The sequence below is a fragment of the Corynebacterium sp. HMSC073B01 genome (assembly GCF_001838255.1).
GTDB classification, from domain to species: Bacteria; Actinomycetota; Actinomycetes; order Mycobacteriales; family Mycobacteriaceae; genus Corynebacterium; species Corynebacterium jeikeium_D.
The window spans coordinates 14293-38927 of sequence record NZ_KV836156.1 but is presented as its reverse complement, the minus strand read 5'-3'; the positions used below and the strand labels follow the sequence as shown (position 1 = coordinate 38927).

General features: G+C 58.8%; 22 protein-coding genes and 1 pseudogene. 4 read left to right on the top strand and 19 right to left on the bottom strand.

The features are described from left to right. Positions 1-4 precede the first annotated feature (4 nt). Together thyX and dapB are read right to left on the bottom strand one after the other, a co-directional pair. Positions 5-757 (bottom strand): FAD-dependent thymidylate synthase, encoded by a 753-nt coding sequence (gene thyX / locus HMPREF2849_RS05565; protein ID WP_049170838.1) that lies wholly within the window; start codon positions 755-757, stop codon positions 5-7. 20 nt (positions 758-777) lie between these two features. Next, positions 778-1530: a 4-hydroxy-tetrahydrodipicolinate reductase gene (gene dapB / locus HMPREF2849_RS05560; protein ID WP_049170836.1), complete on the bottom strand. Its 753-nt coding sequence runs from the start codon at positions 1528-1530 to the stop codon at positions 778-780. A gap of 264 nt (positions 1531-1794) precedes the next feature. Between dapB and HMPREF2849_RS05555 the strand changes: the two genes are divergently transcribed. Continuing rightward, on the top strand, positions 1795-3183 hold the full coding sequence (locus HMPREF2849_RS05555) for an MDR family MFS transporter (RefSeq protein WP_224433133.1): 1389 nt from the start codon (positions 1795-1797) through the stop codon (positions 3181-3183). Between the two features lie 101 nt (positions 3184-3284). Here HMPREF2849_RS05555 and HMPREF2849_RS05550 read toward each other — a convergent pair whose 3' ends face one another. The 4 genes from HMPREF2849_RS05550 to HMPREF2849_RS05535 form a co-directional block, all read right to left on the bottom strand. Continuing rightward, a complete protein-coding gene (locus tag HMPREF2849_RS05550; protein ID WP_070862716.1) occupies positions 3285-4241 on the bottom strand; it encodes an aldose 1-epimerase family protein in 957 nt (318 codons plus the stop codon). A gap of 157 nt (positions 4242-4398) precedes the next feature. After that, complete coding sequence (locus HMPREF2849_RS05545; protein ID WP_070862715.1) at positions 4399-6666, bottom strand: polyribonucleotide nucleotidyltransferase; 2268 nt, start codon at positions 6664-6666, stop codon at positions 4399-4401. 509 nt (positions 6667-7175) lie between these two features. Further along, the gene (rpsO, locus tag HMPREF2849_RS05540; protein WP_016422594.1) at positions 7176-7445 is read right to left on the bottom strand and encodes a 30S ribosomal protein S15; all 270 of its coding nucleotides are present in this window, start codon (positions 7443-7445) and stop codon (positions 7176-7178) included. A 141-nt stretch (positions 7446-7586) separates the two neighbouring features. After that, on the bottom strand, positions 7587-8582 hold the full coding sequence (locus HMPREF2849_RS05535) for a bifunctional riboflavin kinase/FAD synthetase (protein WP_070862714.1): 996 nt from the start codon (positions 8580-8582) through the stop codon (positions 7587-7589). Between the two features lie 64 nt (positions 8583-8646). Here HMPREF2849_RS05535 and truB point away from each other — a divergent pair, with 64 nt between their 5' ends. Beyond that, entirely contained in the window at positions 8647-9633 is a 987-nt protein-coding gene (truB, locus tag HMPREF2849_RS05530) for a tRNA pseudouridine(55) synthase TruB (protein WP_070862713.1), read from the top strand. A 16-nt stretch (positions 9634-9649) separates the two neighbouring features. On the opposite strand, the gene HMPREF2849_RS05525 is transcribed toward truB, so the two are convergent. From HMPREF2849_RS05525 to rimP, 9 genes are all read right to left on the bottom strand, one after another. Then, positions 9650-10363, bottom strand: coding sequence for a 4'-phosphopantetheinyl transferase family protein (locus HMPREF2849_RS05525; protein WP_070862712.1), 714 nt, complete (start codon positions 10361-10363; stop codon positions 9650-9652). Continuing rightward, the gene (locus HMPREF2849_RS05520) at positions 10342-11718 is read right to left on the bottom strand and encodes an MATE family efflux transporter (protein WP_083327270.1); all 1377 of its coding nucleotides are present in this window, start codon (positions 11716-11718) and stop codon (positions 10342-10344) included. Before HMPREF2849_RS05520 ends, HMPREF2849_RS05525 begins: the two co-directional genes overlap by 22 nt. A 4-nt stretch (positions 11719-11722) precedes the next feature. Continuing rightward, positions 11723-12784, bottom strand: coding sequence for a DHH family phosphoesterase (locus HMPREF2849_RS05515; protein WP_049170820.1), 1062 nt, complete (start codon positions 12782-12784; stop codon positions 11723-11725). Positions 12785-12826: 42 nt separating this feature from the next. Continuing rightward, complete coding sequence (gene rbfA / locus HMPREF2849_RS05510; protein ID WP_070862711.1) at positions 12827-13258, bottom strand: 30S ribosome-binding factor RbfA; 432 nt, start codon at positions 13256-13258, stop codon at positions 12827-12829. A gap of 361 nt (positions 13259-13619) precedes the next feature. Then, complete coding sequence (locus HMPREF2849_RS05505; RefSeq protein WP_048733528.1) at positions 13620-14348, bottom strand: hypothetical protein; 729 nt, start codon at positions 14346-14348, stop codon at positions 13620-13622. A 20-nt stretch (positions 14349-14368) separates the two neighbouring features. Next, complete coding sequence (infB, locus tag HMPREF2849_RS05500; protein WP_070862710.1) at positions 14369-17029, bottom strand: translation initiation factor IF-2; 2661 nt, start codon at positions 17027-17029, stop codon at positions 14369-14371. A 129-nt stretch (positions 17030-17158) separates the two neighbouring features. Continuing rightward, positions 17159-17551, bottom strand: coding sequence for a YlxR family protein (locus HMPREF2849_RS05495; RefSeq protein ID WP_016422585.1), 393 nt, complete (start codon positions 17549-17551; stop codon positions 17159-17161). A 171-nt stretch (positions 17552-17722) separates the two neighbouring features. Then, positions 17723-18709: a transcription termination factor NusA gene (gene nusA, locus HMPREF2849_RS05490; protein ID WP_070862709.1), complete on the bottom strand. Its 987-nt coding sequence runs from the start codon at positions 18707-18709 to the stop codon at positions 17723-17725. After that, positions 18706-19278, bottom strand: coding sequence for a ribosome maturation factor RimP (gene rimP / locus HMPREF2849_RS05485; protein WP_016422583.1), 573 nt, complete (start codon positions 19276-19278; stop codon positions 18706-18708). The genes nusA and rimP overlap by 4 nt, the downstream gene beginning before the upstream one ends. Before the next feature lie 101 nt (positions 19279-19379). Here rimP and HMPREF2849_RS05480 point away from each other — a divergent pair, with 101 nt between their 5' ends. Then, positions 19380-20345 (top strand): DUF4439 domain-containing protein, encoded by a 966-nt coding sequence (locus tag HMPREF2849_RS05480; protein WP_049189652.1) that lies wholly within the window; start codon positions 19380-19382, stop codon positions 20343-20345. Here HMPREF2849_RS05480 and HMPREF2849_RS05475 read toward each other — a convergent pair. Beyond that, positions 20342-22114: a proline--tRNA ligase gene (locus HMPREF2849_RS05475; RefSeq protein WP_070439004.1), complete on the bottom strand. Its 1773-nt coding sequence runs from the start codon at positions 22112-22114 to the stop codon at positions 20342-20344. The genes HMPREF2849_RS05480 and HMPREF2849_RS05475 overlap by 4 nt on opposite strands. Before the next feature lie 60 nt (positions 22115-22174). Here HMPREF2849_RS05475 and HMPREF2849_RS05470 point away from each other — a divergent pair, with 60 nt between their 5' ends. Continuing rightward, on the top strand, positions 22175-22912 hold the full coding sequence (locus tag HMPREF2849_RS05470; protein ID WP_042389272.1) for a YaaA family protein: 738 nt from the start codon (positions 22175-22177) through the stop codon (positions 22910-22912). On the opposite strand, the gene HMPREF2849_RS05465 is transcribed toward HMPREF2849_RS05470, so the two are convergent. From HMPREF2849_RS05465 to HMPREF2849_RS05455, 3 genes and pseudogenes are all read right to left on the bottom strand, one after another. Beyond that, the gene (locus HMPREF2849_RS05465) at positions 22909-23190 is read right to left on the bottom strand and encodes a hypothetical protein (protein ID WP_016422579.1); all 282 of its coding nucleotides are present in this window, start codon (positions 23188-23190) and stop codon (positions 22909-22911) included. The two genes, HMPREF2849_RS05470 and HMPREF2849_RS05465, sit on opposite strands and share 4 nt — an antisense overlap. Then, positions 23183-24274, bottom strand: a complete 1092-nt coding sequence (gene cobA / locus HMPREF2849_RS05460) for a uroporphyrinogen-III C-methyltransferase (protein WP_049170808.1) — start codon at positions 24272-24274, stop codon at positions 23183-23185. Before cobA ends, HMPREF2849_RS05465 begins: the two co-directional genes overlap by 8 nt. 10 nt (positions 24275-24284) lie before the next feature. Further along, positions 24285-24635: pseudogene (locus HMPREF2849_RS05455) on the bottom strand (cobyrinate a,c-diamide synthase); the annotation flags it as partial.

The window sequence follows — 24635 nt, the reverse complement described above, 5'->3', positions numbered from 1 at the left end:
GCGATTACCCCTCGAAGGCGTAAGGACTCGACGCGACGACCGACCCATCCTTCAGAGTGTTAATCTCAAAATCCCCAAAAGCAACAGGAGCACAGCGCTGCAGCTCCCGCAGGCAAGCCACTGCCAACTCCCGAATTTCAGCATCGGCATGCTCAGTCGCACGCATCGAAATGAAGTGGCGCCAAGACCGGAAATTACCAGTAACCACGATTCGAGTTTCGGTGGCATTGGGCAAAACCGCCCGGGCTGCCTGGCGTGCCTGCTTTCGCCGCAAGATAGCGTTGGGCTCGTCGGCCCACTTCTCTTCCAGTGCGTCTAATAACTCACCATAGGCGAAACGGGACTGATCAACCGCGCTTTCGAAAACTCGCAACAGATCCGGGTCCTCCGCAATTGCGGGAGGAACCACAACATTGTTGGAACTGGCCGGCACAAACCGCTGCGACAACTGCGAAAAGGAAAAGTGGCGGTGCCGTGTGAGTTCATGTGCACACGAGCGCGACAGCCCACGAACATAGATGCTTGCACTTGCGTGTTCAAAAAGTGAGGTGTGGCCTACCTCAAGCACATGTCGCAGATATCCCCTATTCGTCGCCGTTCGTGGATTGGGCTTGTCCCACGTTTCATAACAAGCCCTGCCGGAGAACTCAATCAATGCTTCCCCACCATCGGCATCGGTATCAAAGTCGATGTCCTCCGGCGGGAAGAAGTTGGTCGCGGCGATTAGCTGCGCCTTGAGAGTGACATTTTCAGACATTTTCAGTTAACTCCCGGCCATTAAAGTCCCAGGAACGGCTCCAGTCCCACAGTCAGGCCCGGAAAATCCTCAATCTTGCGCACACCCAGCAGAACGCCTGGTACGAAGCTGGTGCGCGAGTAGGAGTCCTGCTTGATGGTGAGCGACTGCCCTTCTGCACCAAAGATAACGGTCTCGTGAGCCACCGAACCGGTCATACGGACTGCGTGCACCGGAATGCCCTCGACCTCAGCACCGCGAGCACCATCGAGAGTTTGCTCAGTGGCGTCCGGCTGCTCCCCCATGCCGGCTTCCTTGCGAGCACGAGCAATAGCCTCAGCAGTGTGGATAGCGGTGCCCGAGGGGGCATCCTTCTTAAAAGGGTGGTGCATTTCGATAACTTCAGCGGAATCGAAGTACGGAGCGGCTAGCTCCGCCATCTTCATCGTCAGTACCGCGGAGATTGCGAAGTTCGGTGCAATAAGAACATTGGCCTCACCGGCGGCGTCGTCAAGCCAGCGCTGCACCTGATCGAGGCGCTCCTTGGTAAAACCCGTAGTACCCACGACGGCGTTGATGCCATTCTTAATGCAGAACTCAAGATTGCCCATCACAGCGTCGGGCTGAGTAAAGTCAACAATGGTCTGCACACCAGCGGTGACAAGTTCATTCAGGTCATCGCCAGAGTCGAGACCCGCTGCCAGCTCCAAATCGTCGGCGGCTTCGACTGCCTCGCAGATGGTGGACCCTACCTTGCCCTTGGCGCCAAGTACGCCGACCTTGATATTGCTCACAGCTATTGTCCTTTCCCAACGGGTTTATCTTTCTCCCTTACCTTAGAATGTGTTGGCCAACTTGTGTGCCAATGCCCCCGTCCGCTTTGCCTTTTTGTCGACTTACGACGGGGTTTTTGTTGCGCTAAGATTCCATATCTTCGACAATTACCTATTTCTGTACCGATATATAGAAAGAGACTTCAATTGGTTTCTGAATCTGAAGATTCCGAACTCAGCCCAAGTTCGGAGGCACCACAGGCCGATGCGCCCAAAAGTGCTTATATGGCCATTTACGTGCTACTAGCTGCGGCATTCATGGCTATCTTGAACGAGACGGTCATGAGCGTCGCAATTCCCGTCGTCAAGGCGGACCTCGGAATCAGCGCAGCTACCGCAGGCTGGCTGACAACATCGTTCCTACTGACCATGGCAGTTGTCATTCCGGTCACTGGATTTCTCATTTCGGCAGTGCCGTTCCGCATTCTTTTCGCGGTCAGTCAAGGACTATTCGTCGTGGGCACTCTCATCGGTGCTTTCGCGCCAAACTTCGCGATCGTTCTGCTCGCACGCATTGTCCAAGCGTCCGGTACCGCAGTGCTGCTGCCGCTGCTGATGACCACGGTGCTCAACGTAGTACCGGAGCATGAGCGCGGGCGCATGATGGGACGAATGAGCGTGGTCATCGCTGTCGCGCCTGCTATCGGACCGACCATCTCCGGTCTCATTCTGGAGATTGCCAATAACAATTGGCATGCGCTTTTCGACACGATGTTGCCGCTCGGCCTAATTGTGCTGGTAGTGGGCGTCATCCTCGTTCCCAATATTGAGGAAAACTCCGCGAAGCCCATCGATATCCTCTCGGTGTTCCTCAGTGCCGGCGCATTCGGCCCGCTGGTGTACGCGCTGAGCCGCGTAGGCGCAGAGTTTTCGCTTATCGACGGAATCCTGTGCGCAGTCGGCATCGTGCTGTTGGTGTTCTTCATCATGCGCCAGCGCCGTTTGGCACCGCACAACCGAGCTCTGCTGGATCTTCGAACCTTCCGCACAAAGAGCTTTAGGCTGTCCACAATCATTCTGACCATTGGTTTCATGCTGATGTTCGGTGTGATCATCATTTTGCCGCTCTACCTCAATCTGCGAGGTGTCGACGTCAAGACTATTGGTTTGATTGTGATGCCTGGTCCACTGGTTATGGGTCTGATGGGACCGGCTGTCGGCCGGCTCTTTGACAGCTATGGTCCGCGCCCACTGGCAATTCCCGGCTCCATTGTCCTTGCCCTCGGTCTTTTCGGGCTCGGCTTCATCTCAGCATCGACTCCGCTATGGTGGATTGTCGCCTGCCACATCGTCCTTGAGATTGGCCTGGGGCTGCTGTTTACTCCGCTGTTCACATTCGGTCTTGGTGATCTTCCGAAGCGCCTCTACCCGGATGGCTCAGCAATCATGAACACGCTACAGCAGGTTGCCGGCGCTGTCGGTACCGCACTGTTTGTGGCGCTGTCAGCTGTTATTGCCACTGGCCTGTCCGGCACTGGTGCAGCAGCTCCTGCCGCCGACGACTTGATTCGTGGCTATAGCATTGCGATGTTTACCGCCGCGGGATTTGCCGTGGTGCTAATCTTCCTCACCACGCTGCTCAAGCCGCAGCGGAAGAAGATTGCATTACAGTAGCCCCCCCCAAGACCGGGGGGGGGAATACCGCCTAAACTAGGCGGCTTGCTCCCGGCCCGGGATTTCCATTGAGGGGGCTGCACTCTTCTGCGCTGGGAAAACTATTTTCCGCCCGTTTCCGCGCGCAGCCCCATGGCAAGAGTTGTTGTCTCTCCAGCCTGAACTCGCAGCAAACCGGTACCGGAGCGTAGCGCATCCGGCGGACATGTCATTGGCTCCACCGCAATCGCATTCCCGTGCCCAGGAAATCCTTCTCGTCGTCCGGCGTCCGCAACATAGACCTGGAAGAACCGGAATTCATCATCGGCCCAGAGCACAGCACCCTTGCCATTTGGCCCAACCAAATGCGCTTCACGACGGCGCGGCGAGTCACTCCCCGCTGTCTCCTCGGCAGCAAAGAAGCAGTGATCCAGCCACAGTCCATCCAGGGATACTCCCTCTCGAAGGCTGGGAACCACCGTCTCGGCTGGCACCGCTGGGCCGGCGGGCAAGTTTCGAATTGGCTCCAGTGGCAGGTTGTTATCAACGGGCAACCGTAGTGTGCAACTGCCGAAGTCAGCGCCCAACGCGCTTAAATAGGGATGCCAGCCCAGACCAAACGGGCACTCCCTATCGCTGCGATTATGCACTGTGAACTCCGCCGATAGGCCATCTGCAGACGTGACTTGCCAGCGCACGGTCATACCGAGTTCCCAAGGCCAGCCCGGTTGCGGCTCAACTTCCACGCCCAAGGTGACGCTGCTGTCATCAGAATCGACCACAGACCAAACGCGATCTGCAACAAACCCGTGAATAGCATTCGCCCGGGACGGCTCCGAAATATCTAGCCGATGTACTTCCCCATCAAAGATGAATACTCCGTCAGCGACCCTGTTCGGCCACGGAGCCAGGAGCGTACCTGCGGACAACGGTGGATTGAACCCTTTGGGATAGTCAGTCAGCAGTGGCAGGCCACAGTACTCCAGTGATCTCGGTCCACCACCGAACTGGGAAATACTTGCGACATAGCCACCGGCCGCAATGTCGATGAATTCATGATCGTGCGCGACAAGTTGCATGCGCAAATTACCTTCCACGTGGGTTCGAAAATTAATCCCTTCGAAACCCGAGATTAACCCAAAACAAAAGCGCGGTTAGGTCAATTTGTGACCTAACCGCGCCATCGCTACACGCGTTGTCAGAGGCTACCTACAGCACATCCTCCGTCGCCAAGCATTAGTCGTCTTCGACCGGAACCAGCGAGATCTTGCCGCGGTTGTCGATATCAGCGATTTCGACCTGAATCTTGTCGCCGACGTTGATGACATCCTCGACCTTCTCGATGCGCTTGTCGCCACCGAGCTTGGAGATGTGGATCAGACCGTCACGGCCCGGAGTCAGGGAGACGAAAGCACCGAAAGCGACAGTCTTCACGACAGTGCCCAGGTAGCGTTCGCCGACCTTCGGCAGCTGCGGGTTAGCAATGGCATTAATCTGCTCGATTGCAGCGTCCGCGGCCTTACCGGAAGTTGCCGAGACAAATACGGTGCCGTCGTCCTCGATAGAGATATCAGCACCGGTTTCCTCGGTGATGCCGTTGATGGTCTTGCCCTTCGGACCGATGAGCTCACCGATCTTCGAAGCCGGAACCTTAACGGTGGTGATCTTCGGAGCGAGACCACTCATCTCGTCCGGAGACTCGATGACCTCAGCCATGGTGGACAGGATGGCCAGACGTGCATCACGAGCCTGGGACAGAGCATCGGCCAGAACCTTCGACGGAATACCGTCGAGCTTGGTGTCCAGCTGCAGTGCGGTAATGAAGTCCGCAGTACCAGCGACCTTGAAGTCCATGTCACCGAATGCGTCTTCGGCACCGAGAATATCGGTCAGTGCGACGAAGCGGTTCTCACCGTCAACCTCGCCGGAAACCAGGCCCATGGCGATACCGGCAACCGGAGCCTTCAGCGGCACACCGGCGTTGTACAGCGACAGAGTCGAAGCACAGACCGAGCCCATGGAGGTCGAACCATTGGATCCAAGCGCCTCGGAGACCTGGCGAATGGTGTACGGGAACTCCTCGCGGGACGGCACGACCGGCAGCAAAGCGCGCTCAGCCAGTGCCCCGTGACCAATCTCGCGGCGCTTCGGAGAGCCAACACGACCGGTCTCGCCGGTGGAGTACGGCGGGAAGTTGTAGTGGTGGATGTAGCGCTTGGAGGTAACAGGAGTCAGCGAGTCAATCTGCTGCTCCATCTTCAGCATGTCCAAAGTGGTGACACCCAGAATCTGGGTCTCGCCGCGCTCAAACAGCGAAGAGCCGTGGGCACGCGGAATCAAGCCGACCTCAACGCCCAAGTCACGAATGTCGGTGACACCGCGACCATCGATGCGGAAGCCCTCAGCGAGAATCTTCTCACGGACAATCTGCTTCATCACTGCGTTGTATGCAGCGCGAATCTGCTTAGATGCAGCTTGCTCGTCGACATCATCGGATACGAAGCGCTCCAGCAGCTGCCCCTCGACGTCCTCCATGTACTCATTGGTGACGTCATCTCGTTCCTGCTTACCCGGAATGGTGAGCAGCTTGGCCAGCTTCTTAGCGGACTTCTTCTCGACTGCGTTAAAAATCTCATCGCCGTATGCCGGGAACAGCGGGAACTCCTGCGTTTCCTTCGCTGCGCGCTCAGCCAGACCCTTCTGTGCCTCACACAGAACCTTGATGTGCGGCTTTGCTGCCTCGAGGCCAGCGGCGACGATGTCCTCGGTCGGCGCCGGTGCACCGTCAGCAATACGCTTGACGACGGTCTCCCCTGCTCCGGCCTCCACCATCATGATGGCGACATCTTCGACGTTCTTGCCGCGACGCTTGCGGGTGACGATACGGCCAGCGACGACCATCTCGAACAGAGCCTGCTCGTGCTGCTCCTCGGTCGGGAAAGCGACCCATGCACCCTCTGGGTGCTTGTCATCAGCAACGAGCGCGATGCGGACGCCACCGACAGCGCCGGAAACCGGCAGCCCGGAAAGCTGAGTTGCAGCTGACGCGCCGTTGATTGCGACAACGTCATAACGGTCCTTCGGATCCCAGGACATGACGGTGACGACAACCTGTACCTCGTTGCGAAGGCCCTTGACGAAGGTCGGACGCAGCGGACGGTCAATCAGACGACATGCCAGGATGGCGTCGGTGGACGGGCGGCCCTCACGGCGGAAGAACGAACCCGGAATCTTGCCCGCGGCGTACATACGCTCTTCAACGTCGACGGTCAGCGGAAAGAAATCAAAGCCCTCGCGGGGCTGGTTGGAAGCGGTGACGGTGGACAGGAGCATGGTCTCCTCGTCCAAGTAGGTGGTCACCGAACCATCGGCCTGACGAGCCAGTTGGCCCGTTTCAAAGCGAATGGTGCGGGTGCCGAAATCACCATTGTCGATGGTGGCAACGGCCTCGGTAATACCGAAATCCTCATCAAAGAAAAATTCAACAGCCTTGCTGTTGGCCATAGGTTTCTTACTCCTAGAAATAGCGGCGATCATCGATGTCGCCTGTAAAAGATCGAATGAACTTCGTTTGCGTCACGCATTCTACCAGCTAACGCGGAAAGTTCTTGTATTGGACGGATCGGAGATCTCTCACTGCATCTGGGTTCTTGCACCTACGCGGGGTTCTAGGAGTTTGCGGGGCGGGGGGGGGCACTTATCGATGACTTTTCTTGACTCATCGATGGTTTACCGTGTCTTATCGACGAATTACCGTGTCTTATCGATGGTGCCCGGCACTTGTGCGCACGCTTTCGATCAGCCCCTCCACATGTCGATGAGGGATTCACTTGTGGCCACGCTACAGCGCATCGATGAGTGAATACCACAACGACAAGTGATCAAAAAAAGACCCGCCGTGAGCTTCCATCCAATGGAAACCCAAACGGCGGGTCTAAAAAGCTTAAAAGCCTTGAATTAACAGAGCAACTTACACCAATGAAGCTCTGTCAAACAGGACCTTAAGGAGAACCTTAGCGACGCAGCCCCAGGCGCTCGATCAGCTTACGGTAGCGCTCAACATCGTTGTCCTGCAGGTACTGCAGCAGGCCCTTGCGGCGACCGACCAGCAGCAGCAGACCACGACGGGAGTGGTGATCGTGCTTGTGGAACTTCAGGTGCTCGGTCAGCTGACGAATACGTGCGGTCAGCAGTGCAACCTGAGCCTCCGGGGAACCGGTGTCGGTCTCGTGCAGGCCGAACTCCTTGAGAATCTCAGCCTTTTCTGCAGTGTTCAAAGCCATGTAAATCTAACTCCTTGAATCAAATTATGGTCGTTTTTTCAGTCCACATTCTCGGCTTTTCCGGAACCAAACAGCGTCTGGCAGCTGGTTCCTCGCAACTGCTTGTGGACCGCAGTCACAGCCGACGTTTTACTCTAACAGCTAATCGGTCTTAGCCAAAATGGCCTCGGTGTCTGCCACGTCCTGGCTCATCCGGTCAATGAGCTCCTCGACCGAGTCGAACTTCTCCATTCCGCGAATCCGGTCGACAAACTCAACCTGCCCGGCGGTGCCGTAGAGGTCCGCATGACGGTCAATCACGTAGGCCTCGACCGTTCGATCAGTGTCTCCAAAGGTCACATTAGTGCCCACCGACACGGCCGCTGGGTAGCGCACCCCAAACTCGATATCGCCCTTCGGGTCCGGCTCCGGGCGGGCTGCCGTCGGCTGAACCGTGAACCATGCCGCGTAGACACCATCAGCCGGGATTGCTAGGCCCTCAGCGAAGTCAATATTGGCGGTCGGAAAGCCCAGCTGCACTCCCCCACGCCCCTGACCTGGAATAACATCACCATCGACACGGTAGAAGTACCCGAGACACGAGGCGGCTGCGGACACCGCACCGTCGGCAAGCAAACCGCGAATACGTGTCGACGAAACACGTTCGGTCGAGTCCGCGGCAGTGACGTCGAGAAGGTCGACGATGGTGACGTCGACCCCACACTTACGGCCGTGCTCCGGCATAGTCTCGGCGGTACCTGCGGCCTTCTGCCCATAGGTGAAGTTCTGGCCAACGAAGACGGCCTGAGCATTCAGCTTGTCGCGGACAACGGTGCGTACAAAGTCTTCTGCGGGGATGCTGGAGAAGTTCTTGTCGAAAGGCACGACAAGCATGGCATCGATTCCCTCCGCTTCTGCCAGCTCGGCGCGACGGGACACGGTGGACAGTGCCGGCGGCACCTTATCCGGGGCAAACAGCGCTACGGGATTGGGATCGAAAGTCATCAACAGCGACTTCACGCCACGAGCGCGAGCGTCACTGACCGCAGCAGCTATCAGGCGCTTATGCCCAAGATGAATACCATCGAACACTCCGATGGTTACGACCGTGTCCCCCAGGTCTTCGGGTGCATTGTCCAAGCCATACCAAATCTCCACAGAGAGCCAGTGTAACTGGTCACCGTTTAACACACCGCATATAGCGCAACATAGGATTGCGTCTATGACCGACTTCGATCCGATTGCAGACTCCGGCATTGTCATCGTCGACAAGCCCCAAGGCTGGACAAGCCACGATGTAGTGGGCAAACTCCGTCGCATCTTCCGCACCAAGAAGGTCGGCCACTCCGGTACCCTCGACCCAATGGCCACCGGTGTGCTCGTCCTCGGCATCGGCCGCGGCACCCGTTTCCTGCCACATGTCCACGCCGACACGAAGTCCTACCAAGCCACCATTCGACTCGGCGCTGCCACGCTTACCGACGACGCCGAGGGCGAGTTGCTCTCCGAATCCTCGGCGGCATCGGTGACTGATGAAATGGTTCGAGCGGAAATTGCGAAGTTCACCGGCACAATCATGCAAAAACCCGCGGCGGTATCAGCGGTGAAGATTGACGGTGTCCGCGCCTACGAGCGCATCCGCCGTGGTGAGAAGGTCGATATCCCTGCGCGCCCAGTGACAATCACCCGCTATGAGGTTCTGGACATCCGCCACGACTCCGATCCTTCGCGCCCCGGGGAGTGCATCGATATCGACGTGGAGGTCGACTGCTCTGCCGGCACTTTCATCCGCGCCCTAGCTCGTGACTTGGGGGATGCACTGAGAGTCGGTGGTCATCTCACTGCTCTGCGGCGTACTGCCGCCGGCGTTTTCACTATTGATGAGGCGTTGACTATCGACGAGCTCACGGCGAAGGCCGAGCAGTTCGACACCGCCCATCCAGAAATTGTGGAGATGCGACGCCCAGTCCCGGAGCGCGCCGCTTCCTTGCTGCCGATGAGTCTGGACGAGGCCTGCCTGCGTTGCTTTGATACCCGCGAAATTACTGAACAGCAGGCGGCTGATTTGGCTCAGGGCAAGTGGCTGGAGCCGATCGGAAAACCTGGAGTCTATGCGGCGGTGTCACCAACGGGAAAGGTTCCGGCGCTACTCACAGAATCTGGCAAACGGGCTAAGACGGTCTTCGTGGTGCGCCCGGCCACGCTATGACTACCTCTCAAGGATTTTAAGACTGCTCGAGCCACACCGCGGTTGCAACGATGCCTGCACCGCGAGCCCAGAAGCCCTTTACTCCGCGGAAGGCGCCGGGAATCTCACGGTGAAACGTTAGCTGTAAAGGTCCCCCTGTGAGTCCTCGGGAAAAACCTCGCGCTGCTATCCGTTTCTTCCTCGGTTGCACGGAGACTTCGTCGAAGTCCAGCCACTGCCCGACTATCGGCTCCCAGAGTTTGTACATTGATTCCTTGGCGCTAAATTGCACCAGCGGGTCAAGGCGTGCTTCGTCAGTGCGCAAGACTGCCTCGATGATTCCTAACTCTAGAGTCTGCTCGACCTCGACATCGATGCCAATCCCCTGCAGCTGTTCAGCGCTCGCGGACACGGCTGCCACGGCCCCGTCGCAATGGCTAATTGACCCCACGACTCCTCGCGGCCACAGCGGCGCTCCGGTGGTCGACATGCCAATCCCATGTGGGGCAGGCTCTCCTAGCCGTTGCACCGCCTCATGCGCAGCGAGGCGCCCTCGGGTGAAATCACGGATTCGAACAGGTGCTGCACTATCAGACAGCCTCAACTCAGCGCTACGGAGCTGCTGCAATTCCGCATCACTAAACGGACGCTCGGCATTGGAGTCAATAACTAGCCGGCTACCGGCGGGCAAATGCCTGGCCAGATACTCCTGGACGTCGGCAAGCACACTCATGCGCTGATGCCGTACCATTTCTCTCCACGGAAACGGGTAGCGACAAAGATTAGTCGCAGAATCATGAAGGCCAAGAGACCGCACCACACGCCGGTCAGCCCCCAGCCAAATGCCTGCGCCAGCCAGACCGGTGGGAGGAATCCGCACAGGACCGCGCTAACGGTGGCGTTACGGAGGAAGGCTGCGTCGCCGGCGCCGAGCAACACGCCATCGAGCGCGAAGACGACACCGCCGATAGGAATCATTGCGACAAGAATCCACCATGGTCCGGCGGTGACTGCGTCAATCACGCCTGTTGCGTCGGTAAAAATGCGGACGATGCTGGCATTACCTACTGCGAAAACAGCCGCTAGGCCGAGGGCAATGACGCTTGACCAGACCGTCACGCGCTTGCCAGTCCAGCGGGCAACGGCCGTGGAGCTACCGCCCAACGCTGCACCGACGAGCGTCTGTGCAGCAATCGCTAGCGAGTCGAGCACCAACGAAATCAGATTCCACAGTTGCAGCATGACCTGGTGCCCACCGAGCGTGGTCGGCCCAACGCGGCCAGCAACCGCTGCGGCGGAGAGGAACGCTACCTGGAAGGACAAGGAGCGAACGATGAGATCGCGGCCGAGGACCAGCTGGCTTTTGATAATGGCGCCATTCGGGCGCATGGAAAGCTTGCGGCTAGAGCACTCTTTGAAAAGACTGCGGAGGAACAGTCCGCCGGTAATCAATTCGCCGAAGAGAACGGCCAGCGCAGAGCCCTCGAGACCGAAGGCGCGGACCAGCGGCACAATCACAATGGCGGCCGGAACAAGGCCTGAGAGCACAAATAGCAGCGGCGCGCGGGTGTTTTGGATACCGCGCAACCAACCATTTCCAGCCTGCGCAATCAACGTCAGCGGAATGGCGAAGGCAGCAACTCGCAACCACTGCCCGGCATCATGAGCGACCTCCGGATGAGGAGCTAACCAACCGGTAAATACTGGTGCCAACCCCACGATGATGGCAAAGAGGCTAAGGCCCACAAAGATGGCGACCCACGTCGCTTGCAGTCCCTCTTCAACCGCCTCGTCCACGTTGCCCCTGCCAAAGGCTCGCGCTGATCGGGCGGTCGTGCCGTAAGCCAAGAAAGTAAGCTGCGTAGTTACCACAGAAAAAACCGTCGAACCAGCGGCAAGCGCCGCAAGCTGAACAGCTCCAAGCCGACCGATGACAGCCGTATCCAGCAGCACATAGAGTGCGGGCGCGGCAAGAACACCCAACGCTGGCAGCGCAAGCGAAACGATTGCGCGAAGGCTGACATCTGACTTCGCACTGTGCCCGGTTCGCTCTATGCCGGTTCGCTCAATCTCAGTGCGCTCCTGAGTTTCTCGCGAGTCCGACAATCCCCTAGGCCTCGCTCGTGCCTCGGCGTGCCTGGGCTGCGACATCGCTGGTGTCCAGGATGGCCTGCAGCAGCTCATCCTTGCTGCACTCCCGAGTCAGACCGGCGGCACGCTCGTGGCCACCGCCGCCAATTTCCAGGGCGACCTGGGAGACATCGACAAGCTCGCGAGAACGCAGCGAGACGGCCCACTGGTTTGGCTCATACTCCTTAAGCACGGCACAGACGTCGGCCGCATTAGTCGTACGCACAATGTCCACGACCGATTCAATCTCATCGTGGCCAACTTCGGCGGTCTGGTCGTGCTCAATGACGACGTGGATTAGGCCAGCGCCGTCGCCCCACTCGGGCACCAATGTCGCGGTGGAAAGCACCTTGCCCAGGAATGGAAGGTAGGCAAACGGATGTTCTTCCAGCAGCTGTGCACCAATCGTGCGCGGATTGAGCCCCTTATCCAGCAGGCGCGCCGCTGCAGTGTGCATGCGGGAATGGCCGAACTGGAACGATGCGGTGTCCGTCAACAGCCCTGCATAGAGAGCATGAGCCATCGGCGTGGTCAGCTTGATACCCCAGACACCAAAGAAGTCCAGGAGCACCATGGTCGAGGACTCTGCGCGTTCGTCAACCATGTTGACGGACCCAAAGCGAGTGTTGGTCGCGTGATGGTCAACATTGATAACGCGGTCGGAGGCCATCACGCGATCTTCCAGCGCACCGAGGCGCCCCGGGCTTGCGCAGTCGACAGTCACCCACGTGTCAATGTCTTCATCCAAGTCCGTGTACTCGACAAATCGCTCCCATCCGGGGATGGTCAGCAGCGACTTGGCTGGCAAATCGCTCTCACCGTAGCTGGCTACAGCCGAAATGCCACGCTGTACAAGTGCCATGACCATCGCAGATGCAGCACCAATCGCATCCGCATCGGGGTGAACATGGGCAATGACGCCGACCTTCTTGGCGTCGGCAAGCATATCCTGCATCTGCTGAATCGGCTTGGACATGCGGCGATTAATCGCCTGGGAAAGCTGGTGAGCTGCCTGCTCCTGAGCCTGCGGAGAAGTGGTCACGTGGGTGCCCCTTTCATCGATAGATGTGGCCGGTGGAGAGTTTTACTCCTCGTCGCGGTATGGGTTGGCATCGCCTGCGGGCTTTGCGTTTCTAGCCTGCTCAGCCAATTCCGCGTCGCGCGCGCGAGTCTTATCGAGCAGCTCCTCAAGGTGCGCGGAAATCTCCGGCACCGTGTCAACCTCAAAAGCCAGCGTCGGTGTGTAGTGCACACCGGTGCCACGACCGACCAGGGAACGCAGCTGCCCCTTCGCCTTTTCCAGCGCTGCTGCTGCCGACTCGTAGTCCGGTTCCTCGTCGAGCGTACGTCCGCGCACAGTGTAGAAAACTGTGGCGTCGTGCAAATCGCCGGTGACGCGGCAGTCGGTGATAGTCACAAACTCCAGCCGCCGGTCCTTAATCTCACGCTCAATTGCGCTGGCGACAATCTCCTGAATACGCTTGGACAGCCTGCGCGCGCGTGCTGGATCTGCCATTTTTGGCTACTCCCTATCTATCTCTACCTGTGCGTAACGATTCGTAGCTAGACCCCATTTAGCGTGGGGCCTGAAGTGCCCCTTCGCTGACAAAGACCCATCTGGGATCCGGCAAAACGGTTCAATACAAAGGACTGCTAATACTAACACGCAAAACACTACTCAACTTCGAACCGCATGTTTCGCGACTTCGCCCGCACCCGTTTACCGCGTGCAGTCAATTGCTTCGCCGCACGCTCGCCCTTTGTTATTAACCCATTAATCATCACGACAACACTGCCACCACCATCGATGTCATCGACGGCATGGGGAGTCGCTACTACGGAATTGCGCAGCTGAAACGCAGCCTACCCGTACGCTCTTAACGGCGCTCCACGAAGTTGTACATCGGTAACCCATTAACATGGGAGCAGTCAGGCAGTGAATCCATCACACTGTCCTGCAATGGTGTTTCTCCCTCGATGCCGAAAATCCATTTAACCGCAGCATTACCTAGCTCCAGCGGATGGAAAAGGTAACTTACCTCACCATTTTTATCCTTGGGCGCCACACTGCCATGGGTTTGTTCCCATTCAGCCACATCCGTCGGATGTAGTACCTCGACGTGTTCACCGTTAGCGAACGGTACCTCGAAATCCAACAGTCGTCCAGAGCTGAAAAACCGCTGCATGTCAAAATCATAGTCTTCGCAGCTTGCTTCTAATTCCCTGGTAGGAGTCTTATAGTGGCAGAAATCGACAACACTATTGATGCACAGTGACCAACTTTCGCGAGGATCGTTCGCCAACGCTGGGTCCTCAATAAGGTCGTATACGTCGTCGGTCCCGAAAAGCAGCGTTGGCCCAAACGCTACCGCGTGGAAGTACCAATTATGACCATCCTCAATGGTTTCTTCGGAATCAAAGGCGAATTTCCCTGGCCAAATCTTGTCCAATTGCGCAAGAGTCTCCTCTGCGCTCGCAGGAGGATAATTCAAAATATTCGTTCGCGGCAGTTCATCTGAGAGTGCAAAGAGATTAGTTTTGAAGCCCATAACGAACACGATACGCAAAAAGGCGCTCCCCGAAGGGAGCGCCTTATCAAAGTTCACGCAGTGTTTAGCTTACGTTGCTACGTGCGCGGAACCTCGACCATCTCGTAGACCTCGATAACGTCGTCCACCTGGATGTCCGGGTAGGACAGCACCATACCGCACTCGTAACCGGCTGCGACCTCGGTGGCATCGTCCTTCTCTCGCTTCAGCGACTCGATAGTCGCCGAATCCGTAATGACGTTGCCGTCACGAACCAGGCGAGCCTTCGCGTTGCGGCGGACCTTTCCGGACTCGACCATACAGCCGGCAATGAGGCCAACTGCGGAGGACTTGAAGATGGCGCGAATCTCTGCACGACCAATCTCCTTCTCCTCATAGACCGGCTTGAGCATGCCCTTCAGAGCAGCCTCGACATCCTCGATAGCACGGTAGATCACCGTGTAGTAGCGGATGTCAACGCCCTCAGCATTGGCAACCTCGGTGGCCTTGCCCTCGGAGCGAACGTTGAAGCCGATGATGACGGCGTCAGACGCAGCAGCCAGCGTGACGTTGGTCTGCGTGACAGCACCGACACCACGGTCGATGATGTTCAGAGCGACCTCGTCGTCGACCTCGATCTTGAGCAGGGCTTCTTCCAGTGCCTCGACGGTACCGGCGTTGTCGCCCTTCAGGATCAGGTTGAGGGTGTTGGTCTCCTTCAGAATCTCGTCCAGGTTCTCCAGGGAGACGCGCTTGCGACGACGTGCTTGCAGCGCATTACGACGACGTGCGTCGCGGCGGTCTGCAATCTGGCGGGCCGTACGATCCTCGTCAACAACCAGGAGGTTGTCACCAGCACCCGGTACGGAGGTCAGGCCGAGCACCTGAACCGGACGGGAAGGACCGGCCTCATCGACGTCGTTGCCGTACTCATCGACCATGCGGCGAACACGACCATATGCGTCACCGACAACGATGGAATCACCGACGCGCAACGTACCGCGCTGAACGATAACGGTTGCCACCGGACCACGGCCACGGTCAAGGTGAGCCTCAATGGCGACACCCTGAGCGTCCATATCCGGATTGGCGCGCAGATCCAGCGAAGCATCGGCAGTCAACAGCACTGCTTCGAGAAGCTGATCGATGTTGAGACCTTGCTTAGCGGAGATATCGACGAACATAGTGTCGCCGCCCCACTCTTCGTCAGTGAGACCGTATTCAGTCAGCTGACCACGAATCTTCTGCGGATCTGCAGTTTCCTTATCAATCTTGTTGACTGCAACGACAATCGGCACATCAGCGGCCTTGGCGTGGTTAATAGCCTCAACCGTCTGCGGCATGACGCCGTCATCAGCTGCAACAACCAGAATCGCGATATCGGTCGACTTGGCACCACGAGCACGCATGGCGGTAAACGCCTCGTGACCCGGGGTATCCAAGAAGGTAACCTTGCGCTTCTCACCGTCGAGCTCCACCGGCACCTGGTAGGCACCGATGTGCTGGGTAATACCACCGGACTCGTGGCCACCGACGTTGGCCTTACGAATCGTGTCCAACAGGCGCGTCTTACCGTGGTCGACGTGACCCATCACAGTTACCACTGGCGGGCGCTGCTCCAGGTCCTCATCGTCGCCCTCGTCCTCACCGAACTGGAGGTCGAAGGACTCGAGGAGCTCGCGGTCCTCATCCTCAGGCGAGACGACCTGGACCTTGTAATCCATCTCGTCGCCGAGCAGCTGCAGGGTCTCGTCGGAGACCGATGCAGTTGCCGTCACCATTTCGCCGAGGTTGAACAACGCCTGGACCAGCGATGCTGCATCGGCGTTAATCTTCTCAGCGAAGTCAGACAGGGATGCACCACGTGCGAGGCGAATGGTCGTGCCCTTACCGTTAGGCAGCTTAACGCCGCCCACCACGGATGGTGCCTGCATTGCCTCGTACTCGTTGCGCTTCTGACGCTTCGACTTACGTCCGCGACGCGGGGCGCCTCCTGGTCGCCCGAATGCACCTGCAGTTCCACCGCGACGTCCGCCGCGGCCACCGCGCGGTCCGCCACCCGGGCCACCCGGGCCGCGACCACGGCCGCCGAAGCCACCGCCACCGCCACCGCGGCTTGCCTTTGCAGGCATCTGCCCCGGGTTCGGGTGCGAAGGCATCATTGCCGGAGTCGGACGATTGCCGCTCGGCTTATTACCGCGGCCCTGTCCACCCTGCGGGCGAGGGCCACCCTGGCGTGCTCCCGGCTTCGGGCCCGGACGGCCGTTTCCGCCCTGCGGACGCGGCATGTTGGACGGCCGCGGTGCCGGGCGGGAGGATCCGCCGGTCGAGAATGGGTTGTTCGCCACACGCGGTGCGCGTGCGCCTGGCTTCGGCCCCGGCTTCGGGCCAGCAGGCTTCGGCGGGCGTGGCATTTCCTGTCCCGGCTTCGGCGAACGGGACGGTGCAGCTGGCTTGGCACCCGGCTTTGCTGCAGCTGGTGCAGCAGGCTTAGCGCCTGGCTTAGCTGCTGGCTTGGCACCCGACTTAGCAGCAGACTCAGCTGCAGCCTTGGTCGCTGGGGCCTGGGCAGACGCGTCAGCACCTGCGCCAGCATTCTTCTCTTCGTAGACCTTCTTCATCTTCCTGACGACGGGTGGTTCCACCGTCGAAGAAGCGGTCTTAACAAACTCGCCCTGAGCCTTCAGCTCGGCGAGTAGTTCTTTGCTGGTGACCCCGAGCTGCTTAGCGAGCTCATGGACACGTAGCTTTCCGGACACTGCTCTCCTCACTAGTGGGGGCCGAGCAGCGCCCGATGGCGGATTCGTCCGCGCACCGAGAGCGCCTGCAGGGCTCCCTCTTATCTATTGCCGTTCATCGCTGATGCTTCATCGTGTGCTCATCAGTGTTCAGGTCTTTCTGTTGTCATTTTTCCTGCCTCCCTGCTTAGCGACACGCACATCGTCAGCGGGGGCGAAACCCTCCGCCGCTTCGTAGTGCGTGGCGATAAACTGTTTAACCGGAAACGCATCTACCTGCGTAGATACCTTCAGTGCGCGGCCAAATGCACGGCGCTTGTCGGCGATCTCCCAAGCCTTTAGTGTTGGGGTGATCCAGGCACCTCGCCCCTGCATCCGACGATGCGGATCAGCAACGACGGCTACTGAGCCATCTGAACGGGTGGTGGCGACAATGCGCAGCAGCTCCGAGCAATTGTGGCGCTGCTTAGTTGCGATACAGGTACGTGTGGGTGCAGGCGTATGAGTTGTCGAATTCGGGTTTAGCACCCGCGAAGTCGTCATACTCCTGACGCACCCACCTTCCTGCTAAGAAATTCAGCGCGAAAATTCGCATAGGAAAATCACGCCTTGTCGTTTGGCCACCTCCCAGCATAACCCGAAAAGGCGGGAAAGTGCCAACCCCCTAGGCACTTTCCCGCCACTTTCGCAACCGCTGGGACGCTGACGTTGTGTCTACTCCGCGTCGGAGTGGATATCGATTCGCCAGCCGGTCAGACGAGCCGCCAGACGGGCATTCTGTCCCTCCTTGCCGATAGCAAGAGAGAGCTGGTAGTCGGGCACCACAACGTGTGCACGGCGCTCGTCCATGTCCAGAATCTTGACACTAACTACCTTGGCGGGCGCCAGCGAGTTACCAACGAACTTCGCCGGATCCTCGTCGTAGTCGATGATGTCGATCTTCTCGCCCTTGAGCTCATTCATAATCGAGTTCACACGCTGACCGCGGGGCCCAATGCAGGCGCCCTTAGCGTTGAGGCCCTTGACCGTGGGGCGTACAGCAACCTTGGTGCGGTGACCGGCCTCGCGCGCAATGGAAATCAATTCCACTGCCCCATCGGCAACTTCCGGAACTTCAAGTTCGAAGAGCTTACGAATGAGCTCCGGGTGCGTGCGTGACAGGTGAATCGCAACACCCCGCGGAGTCTTGTTCACACCGACGACGTAGCACTTGATGCGGTCACCGTGCTTGAGTTCCTCACCTGGCAGCTGCTCAGCCGGCATCAGAATACCGTCGCGGCCGTTGGCCTCCGAACCGATGTGGACGACGACAATGCCCTTTTCATTGGCATAGACATCGCGCTGGACCACGCCGGAAATGACCTGATTAGACAGGTCTGCGTATTCGTCGAGAACCTTATCGCTCTCCGCATCCCGCAGACGCGAAAGGATGGTCTGACGAACAGCGAATGCAGCGGTACGCTCGAAGTCCTCCGGAGTGTCGTCCCATTCGGAGATGAGATTGCCCTCGTCGTCTCGCTCCTGGGCAAAGACTATGACGTCACCGGTCTCACGGTCGATTTCGACGCGCGCATACTGTGCCGGTGCGGTGGTGCTACGGTAGCTTTCACGCAATGCTCGGGCGACCAGTCCCAGCATTTCGTCGACAGGAATACCCTTTTCCTTTTCCAAGGTTCGCAGGGCAGCTAGTTCAATCTTCACTTGTTATCCTCCAGCCTGGTCAAGGCATCGTCATAGTCTAGTCCCGCAAAATCCTTCTCGGCTGCGGGCGGATTAGAGAATTCAACTTGTACCACTGCACGGGCCACATTGGTTAATTGGACACGCTGACCAACAGCCTTCAAACGTCCCTTTGGCCCCTTAGAGGTAACGAGAATGATGGATTCTTCATCCGGCGACAGCGCACCAATGCGGGCTGCAATCGCGGAACCGTCGGCAAGCGAAATCTCCGCAATACGACCACGGTTACGACGCCAGTGCCGAGGCTGGGTCAGCGGTGCGTCAATACCAGGAGTGGAAACTTCCAAGGTGTAGCCCTGAGCGCCGAAGTCCGCTTCACCACGTGCCTCCGCGGCATCCAGAGCCGAAGATACTTCATACGTGGCCTGTTCCAGAACATCGAGGTCAGGACGCTCATCTGCGTCAACTAACACAATGACCTGTGACTTTGCGCCGGCGCGAACGACCTTGACATCTTCCACATCCAGGCCGATTTGTGCGAGCGCCGGGCTCACAAACTGTTCAATTTTCTCGGGTGCGGGTATCGCCATAGTCGTAGAGTCTACAGGTCAAGTACTAGGAATTGCGCACCTGGGCGCTTTCCACATACCGCATTGACACAAAGTGCCGCCCGCCGTGGCACCATAGTGAGGTGATTGTTGAACCTCCCTCCCCCAGTTTTGCTTCCGCATCGCATCGCACTCGTACTCTCTCGCGCCGTGGCTTCCTCGCTGCTGCCCTCGCCGTGGGATCACTTCCTGCGCTTTCCGCGTGCTCGCATCTGGTGGCACCGCGCCCCGATTACGCCATTGAGGTTCTCCATGCGCTGGCGGCGCGCGATGCACAGTCGCTTAGCGACGCCAATCCTGACCTCGCAGCGGTGCGCTCCGCGCAGGTTACCGAACTGGATAAGGAAATCACACGCGCCTGCGGCACCCACAAGGACGGTAAACCTGTCGATGAATGTGGCTCGGACGTAGCAGTCCCAGGATCCCTGGTTACCGGTTCCGACGCGAAGCTACTGCTCACGGACTCGCGAAACAATCCCGTACTGACGAATGCCCTGGATTCACGCACTGCATTGCGGGAGGAGCACACTGCGCGCCTCGCCACGGCTGTCGATGGCGGTATCGTCCTCGCTCTGCGTGTTGCGGGCGCTGAGTGGGAGGAGCTTGTCCCATTGATTCCCAGTGACAGGGATGAAATCTCGGGTGCCGAAGAACAGATGACTAAGGCACTGCAAGCCGAATACATGATGATTTACGGTGTCGGCGTAGCCGCACCACGTGTCGGAGGCGATACCACTACTGCACTTTTGGCCCGTGGCGAGCGCCACCGAATTTTGCGCGATCGTGCCCGACTAATTTTGGAGGATTCCGACGTTGAGGTGCCGGAGAGCGCACCTGGCTATATGCCGGAAGGCGCTCCTTCGCCAGATACGGCACCCGTCGATTACATGATTGCATTGGAGCGCTATTGTGCCCAGGCGTGGGAAGACGTATTGCTCGCTGCTAATAACCCTCGGATGCGTATGTTCGCGCTGCAGGCAGCTGGCGTGGCTGCCGCCGGAGCGGCAGCGCTAGGTGGCAACAACTTGGAGCCGTTGCCCGGGCTCTAAGCCTTGCGAACCAGCTCCGCGACGTGAGCTGCAATGCCGTCAGCGGCGACCTCGTCGGTCTCGTTGGTCAGGCGGTTACGCAGCTCCACCTTGCCGTCCGCGTAGCCACGGCCAAAGATGACCACAAACGGCATACCCAGCAGCTCGGCGTCCTTGAACTTCACACCGGGGCTGACCTTCGGACGGTCGTCGAAAAGCACCTCAATGCCCTGCTGGCTGAGGTCTTCCGCCAGCTGTTCAGCGGCCTCAGCTGCTTCGGCGTTCTTGCCGGCCACAGCGATGTGAACCTTGTACGGTGCCGCGGCAACTGGCCACTTGAGGCCCTTTTCATCCAACTGCTGTTCCGCGAGGACAGCGACCAGGCGGGACACGCCAATGCCGTAGGACCCCATCGTCGGACGAGCACGCTTACCGTTGACATCGAGGATGTCGATTTCAAAGGCGTTGGTGTACTTGCGGCCCAACTGGAAAATGTGACCGATCTCGATTCCGCGCTCGATCTTTAGCGTGCCATGCCCCTCCGGAGCCGGGTCGCCGTCACGCACCTCTGCGACATCGCAAATACCATCAATCTGGAAGTCGCGACCAGCGACCACATCGACGATGTGCTTGCCTTCCTCGTTGGCTCCTGTAATCCAATTTGTGCCCTCCGCCACGCGGGGGTCAGCTAGGACCTTCACACCGCGATCGGCGAGCCCCTGCGGGCCGACGTAGCCCTTGATCAGGAAGTCATTGGCTGCGAAGTCCTTGTCCTCCAGCAAGCGCGCCTCACCCGGTTCAAATGCGACTTCAAGACGCTTTTCATCGACCTCACGGTCACCGGGAACCAGGATTGCGGTGAGCTGTTCCGGCAGGGCGTTGCTCTCCTTATCGACCTTCTTCGGGTCGACGGCGACGAGAACGCACTTCAAAGTATCGGCAGCAGTGACCTCGCGTCCGAGGTCCGCACCATTGGCCCAATCAACAAGTGCTGCGATTGTGGTGCAGTTCGGAGACTCGTAAACCTTCGCCTCCGGTTGTCCCTCAATCGGCTGCGGTTCAACTGCCGGAATCTTCACGGCTTCCACATTGGCGGCGTACTCACCGTCGGTGGAGACTACGAAGGAGTCTTCGCCACTTTCGCTAACAGCCAGGAACTCCTCGGAGGCCGAACCGCCCATAGCGCCGGAGGTGGCGTGGCAGATTTCGTACTTAATGCCCAGCCGGTCAAAAATTCGCTGGTAGGCACCGCGGTGCTGCTGATAAGAATTCTCCAGCCCCTCGTCGTCCATGTCGAAGGAATAAGAGTCCTTCATCACGAACTCGCGGCCACGCAGAATACCAGCGCGCGGGCGAGCCTCGTCGCGGTACTTGGTCTGAATCTGAAACAGCGTCGTCGGGAAATCCTTGTAGGAGCTGAAAAGATCCTTGACAGCCAGCGCGAACATCTCTTCGTGCGTCGGCCCCAGCAGGTAGTCCGCGCCCTTGCGATCCTTCAGACGGAACAGCTCGGGGCCGTATTCGGTCCACCGATTCGTCGCCTCGTACGGTTCACGCGGGAGCAGTGCAGGGAATGCCAGCTCCTGTGCGCCAATGCCTTCCATCTCCTCGCGCACAACCTTCTCTACGTTGCGCAGAACCTTCAAGCCCAGTGGCAGCCAGGAGTACACACCAGGGGCAGTTCGCCGGATGTAGCCGGCACGGACGAGCAGCTTGTGGCTAGGGACCTCGGCGTCAGCTGGATCCTCGCGCAGTGTGCGCAGGAACAGCTGGGACATTCGCGTAATCATGAATGCTGATTTTACCCGTCGATCATTCTTCGCAACATGCGGGGCATTACTATGGTGCCCATGCTCGTAGTCCTACCCCCCTCTGAAACCAAAGCCACTGGTGGCAGCCATCCCGCAGTAGACTTTTCCTCGCTGAGCTTCGGCTCCCTCAACCCCATCCGCGAGCGCATTGCAGCCGATCTCGTGGCGCTAAGTGCGAACAGGGAAGCCGCGATGGAAACACTGAAGCTGGGGCCACGGCTTGCTGACGAAGTCACAGCTAATGCCGCGCTCCTAGAGTCGCCGACCATGCCGGCTCTCGAGCGTTATACCGGGGTGCTCTACGACGCACTCTCCCCCAGCGATTTGCCGGAAACCGGCCGTGCTCGACTCGCCATCGGGTCAGCGCTCTTCGGTGTCATTGGCGGGGACGACCTCATCCCCCACTACCGTCTCTCTGGTACGGTCAAGCTCCCCTTCGCGGATCAGCCTGCCGACGCGGCTCCCACAATGAAGCGCCGTTGGGGTACCGCCATCACCGAGGCTCTCAATGATGTCGACTTCCTCATCGACCTTCGTTCCGGCACCTACGCCAATTTGGGCAAAGTCAAGAGCGCGACAACGATGACCGTGCTCACCGCCGAGGGCAAAATCGTCAGCCACTTCAACAAGCACTACAAGGGCCTATTTGCCCGCGCCATCGCCCTTTCCGACACGACACCGACCTCCCCCACAGAGGCCGTCGACATCGCACGCGCCGCAGGATACGACGTCTCGCTTGACGACGACACCCTCATCTTCCGCGTCCCGGAAAACTAAATGTCGTCGTTGTAGCGCTTTCGGCCTGCCACAATGGCGGCAATCAGAGCGATAATAGCGATGAAAATGCTGTCGTATCGCGATCCTTCTCCGCCGAGGAGAAGGAGTCGGAAGATGATCATGGTTCCGAGGTAGAACACCAGGAAGGTCGCAGCGCCCATCCAGATGGCGCTACGCAGCTGATCGTCGGCAAGCAGTCGGGTAACAAGCCCTGCCTTTTGCTGCTCTGGCTCACGCTTCCTCGACTTGTTGTTGCTCAACTTGTTGTTCTTACTCATCGCCCTCATCCAGACCGGCGACTTCACCGATGACGATAACCGCGGGCGGCTTGATTGCCTCTTCGACCATTTTCTCGCCAAGCTCGCCGAGTGTGCAGCGTAGCGACCTCTGATTCGGCAGCGTGCCGTCCTGGATGACCGCAGCCGGAGTCTTCGGGCTGCGGCCGGCCTTCATCAGAGCCTCGGCAATCTTTGGCCCGTTCTTAACTCCCATAATGATGGCAATAGTGCCGTGCATCCGGCCCAGCGCATCCCAATTGACCAGCGATTTCCTGTGCCCCGGTGGGACGTGACCGGACACAACAGTGAATTCATGGTTGACGCCACGCATAGTAACTGGGATGCCAATCGTCCCCGGTACCGCCAGTGCTGAAGTAATACCCGGCACAACGCGAACCGGTACCCCAGCCTTCTGCAGCTCCTGAAGCTCTTCAAAACCGCGGCCGAAGATGTACGGATCGCCACCCTTGAGCCGGACCACAAAGTAGCCCTCACGGGCACGATGAACTAGCAGTTCATTGATGCGCTCCTGAGCCATGGCGCGGCCGTAAGGAAGCTTGCCGGCATCAATAATCTCGACATCCGGCTCCAAGTCACCGAGCAGCGACAGTGGACCGAGGTGGTCTGCAACGACAACGTCGGCAAGCCGGAGCAAGCGACGCCCCTCAACGGTAATCAGACCGGGGTCGCCCGGGCCACCGCCTACGAGTGCGACCTGACCAGCGAGGTCCCCAGCGCGCGACGCGCGACGGCCGGTCAGCGCCACAGGAGTAAGCGGGCTGGAAGCCCCGGTTTCATCGTCGACGAGAATACCTCGGCGGTGTCCCTCTAGAGTCACCTCACGCAACAACGCCTCGTCACAGCAGACCATGAGAGCCTTGCCCCAGCTCATCGCCTCGGTAAAACCGGTGCGGGTCAAAGTAATACGGCCGTCTGCAGCCCAGGCCTCAATCGCAGTTGTTACTTCCCCACCTTCACACACAGTGACATCAGCGCCAGAGTCCAACAGCCGAGGAATCACGCGCTCTGCAGCCGTGGAACCGCCAATCACCAACACACCGTAGTCTTTGAGAAGCAAACTCATAGCTAACACTTTACCCGGCGCACGAAGCGACAAAGCGACTGACGTTCCCCGGCGCACCCGCCGGATGAACATGCAGGTAACCGGCATGAATCCGCCCAGACTCGGAAACGAAGCCGTCGCGAACTGTTTCGCCTTGATATCCACGCCAACCCCAGGCTGGTTGCCACCCGGCCGCAGCAGCGACACTTGCGGTGTCATCGGTGAGGGCTGTCTTGTGGAACTCGTGACCGCGCACGCGCGTTCCTACCGGGCACAGCACAGAATCAGTCAGCGCCACAGCCTCCCGGTACCCCAGCTTCAACCGTGCCATGTGCGCTCGCCCCGGGATGATGCCACACATACGGCGCCCACCGAGATCTTC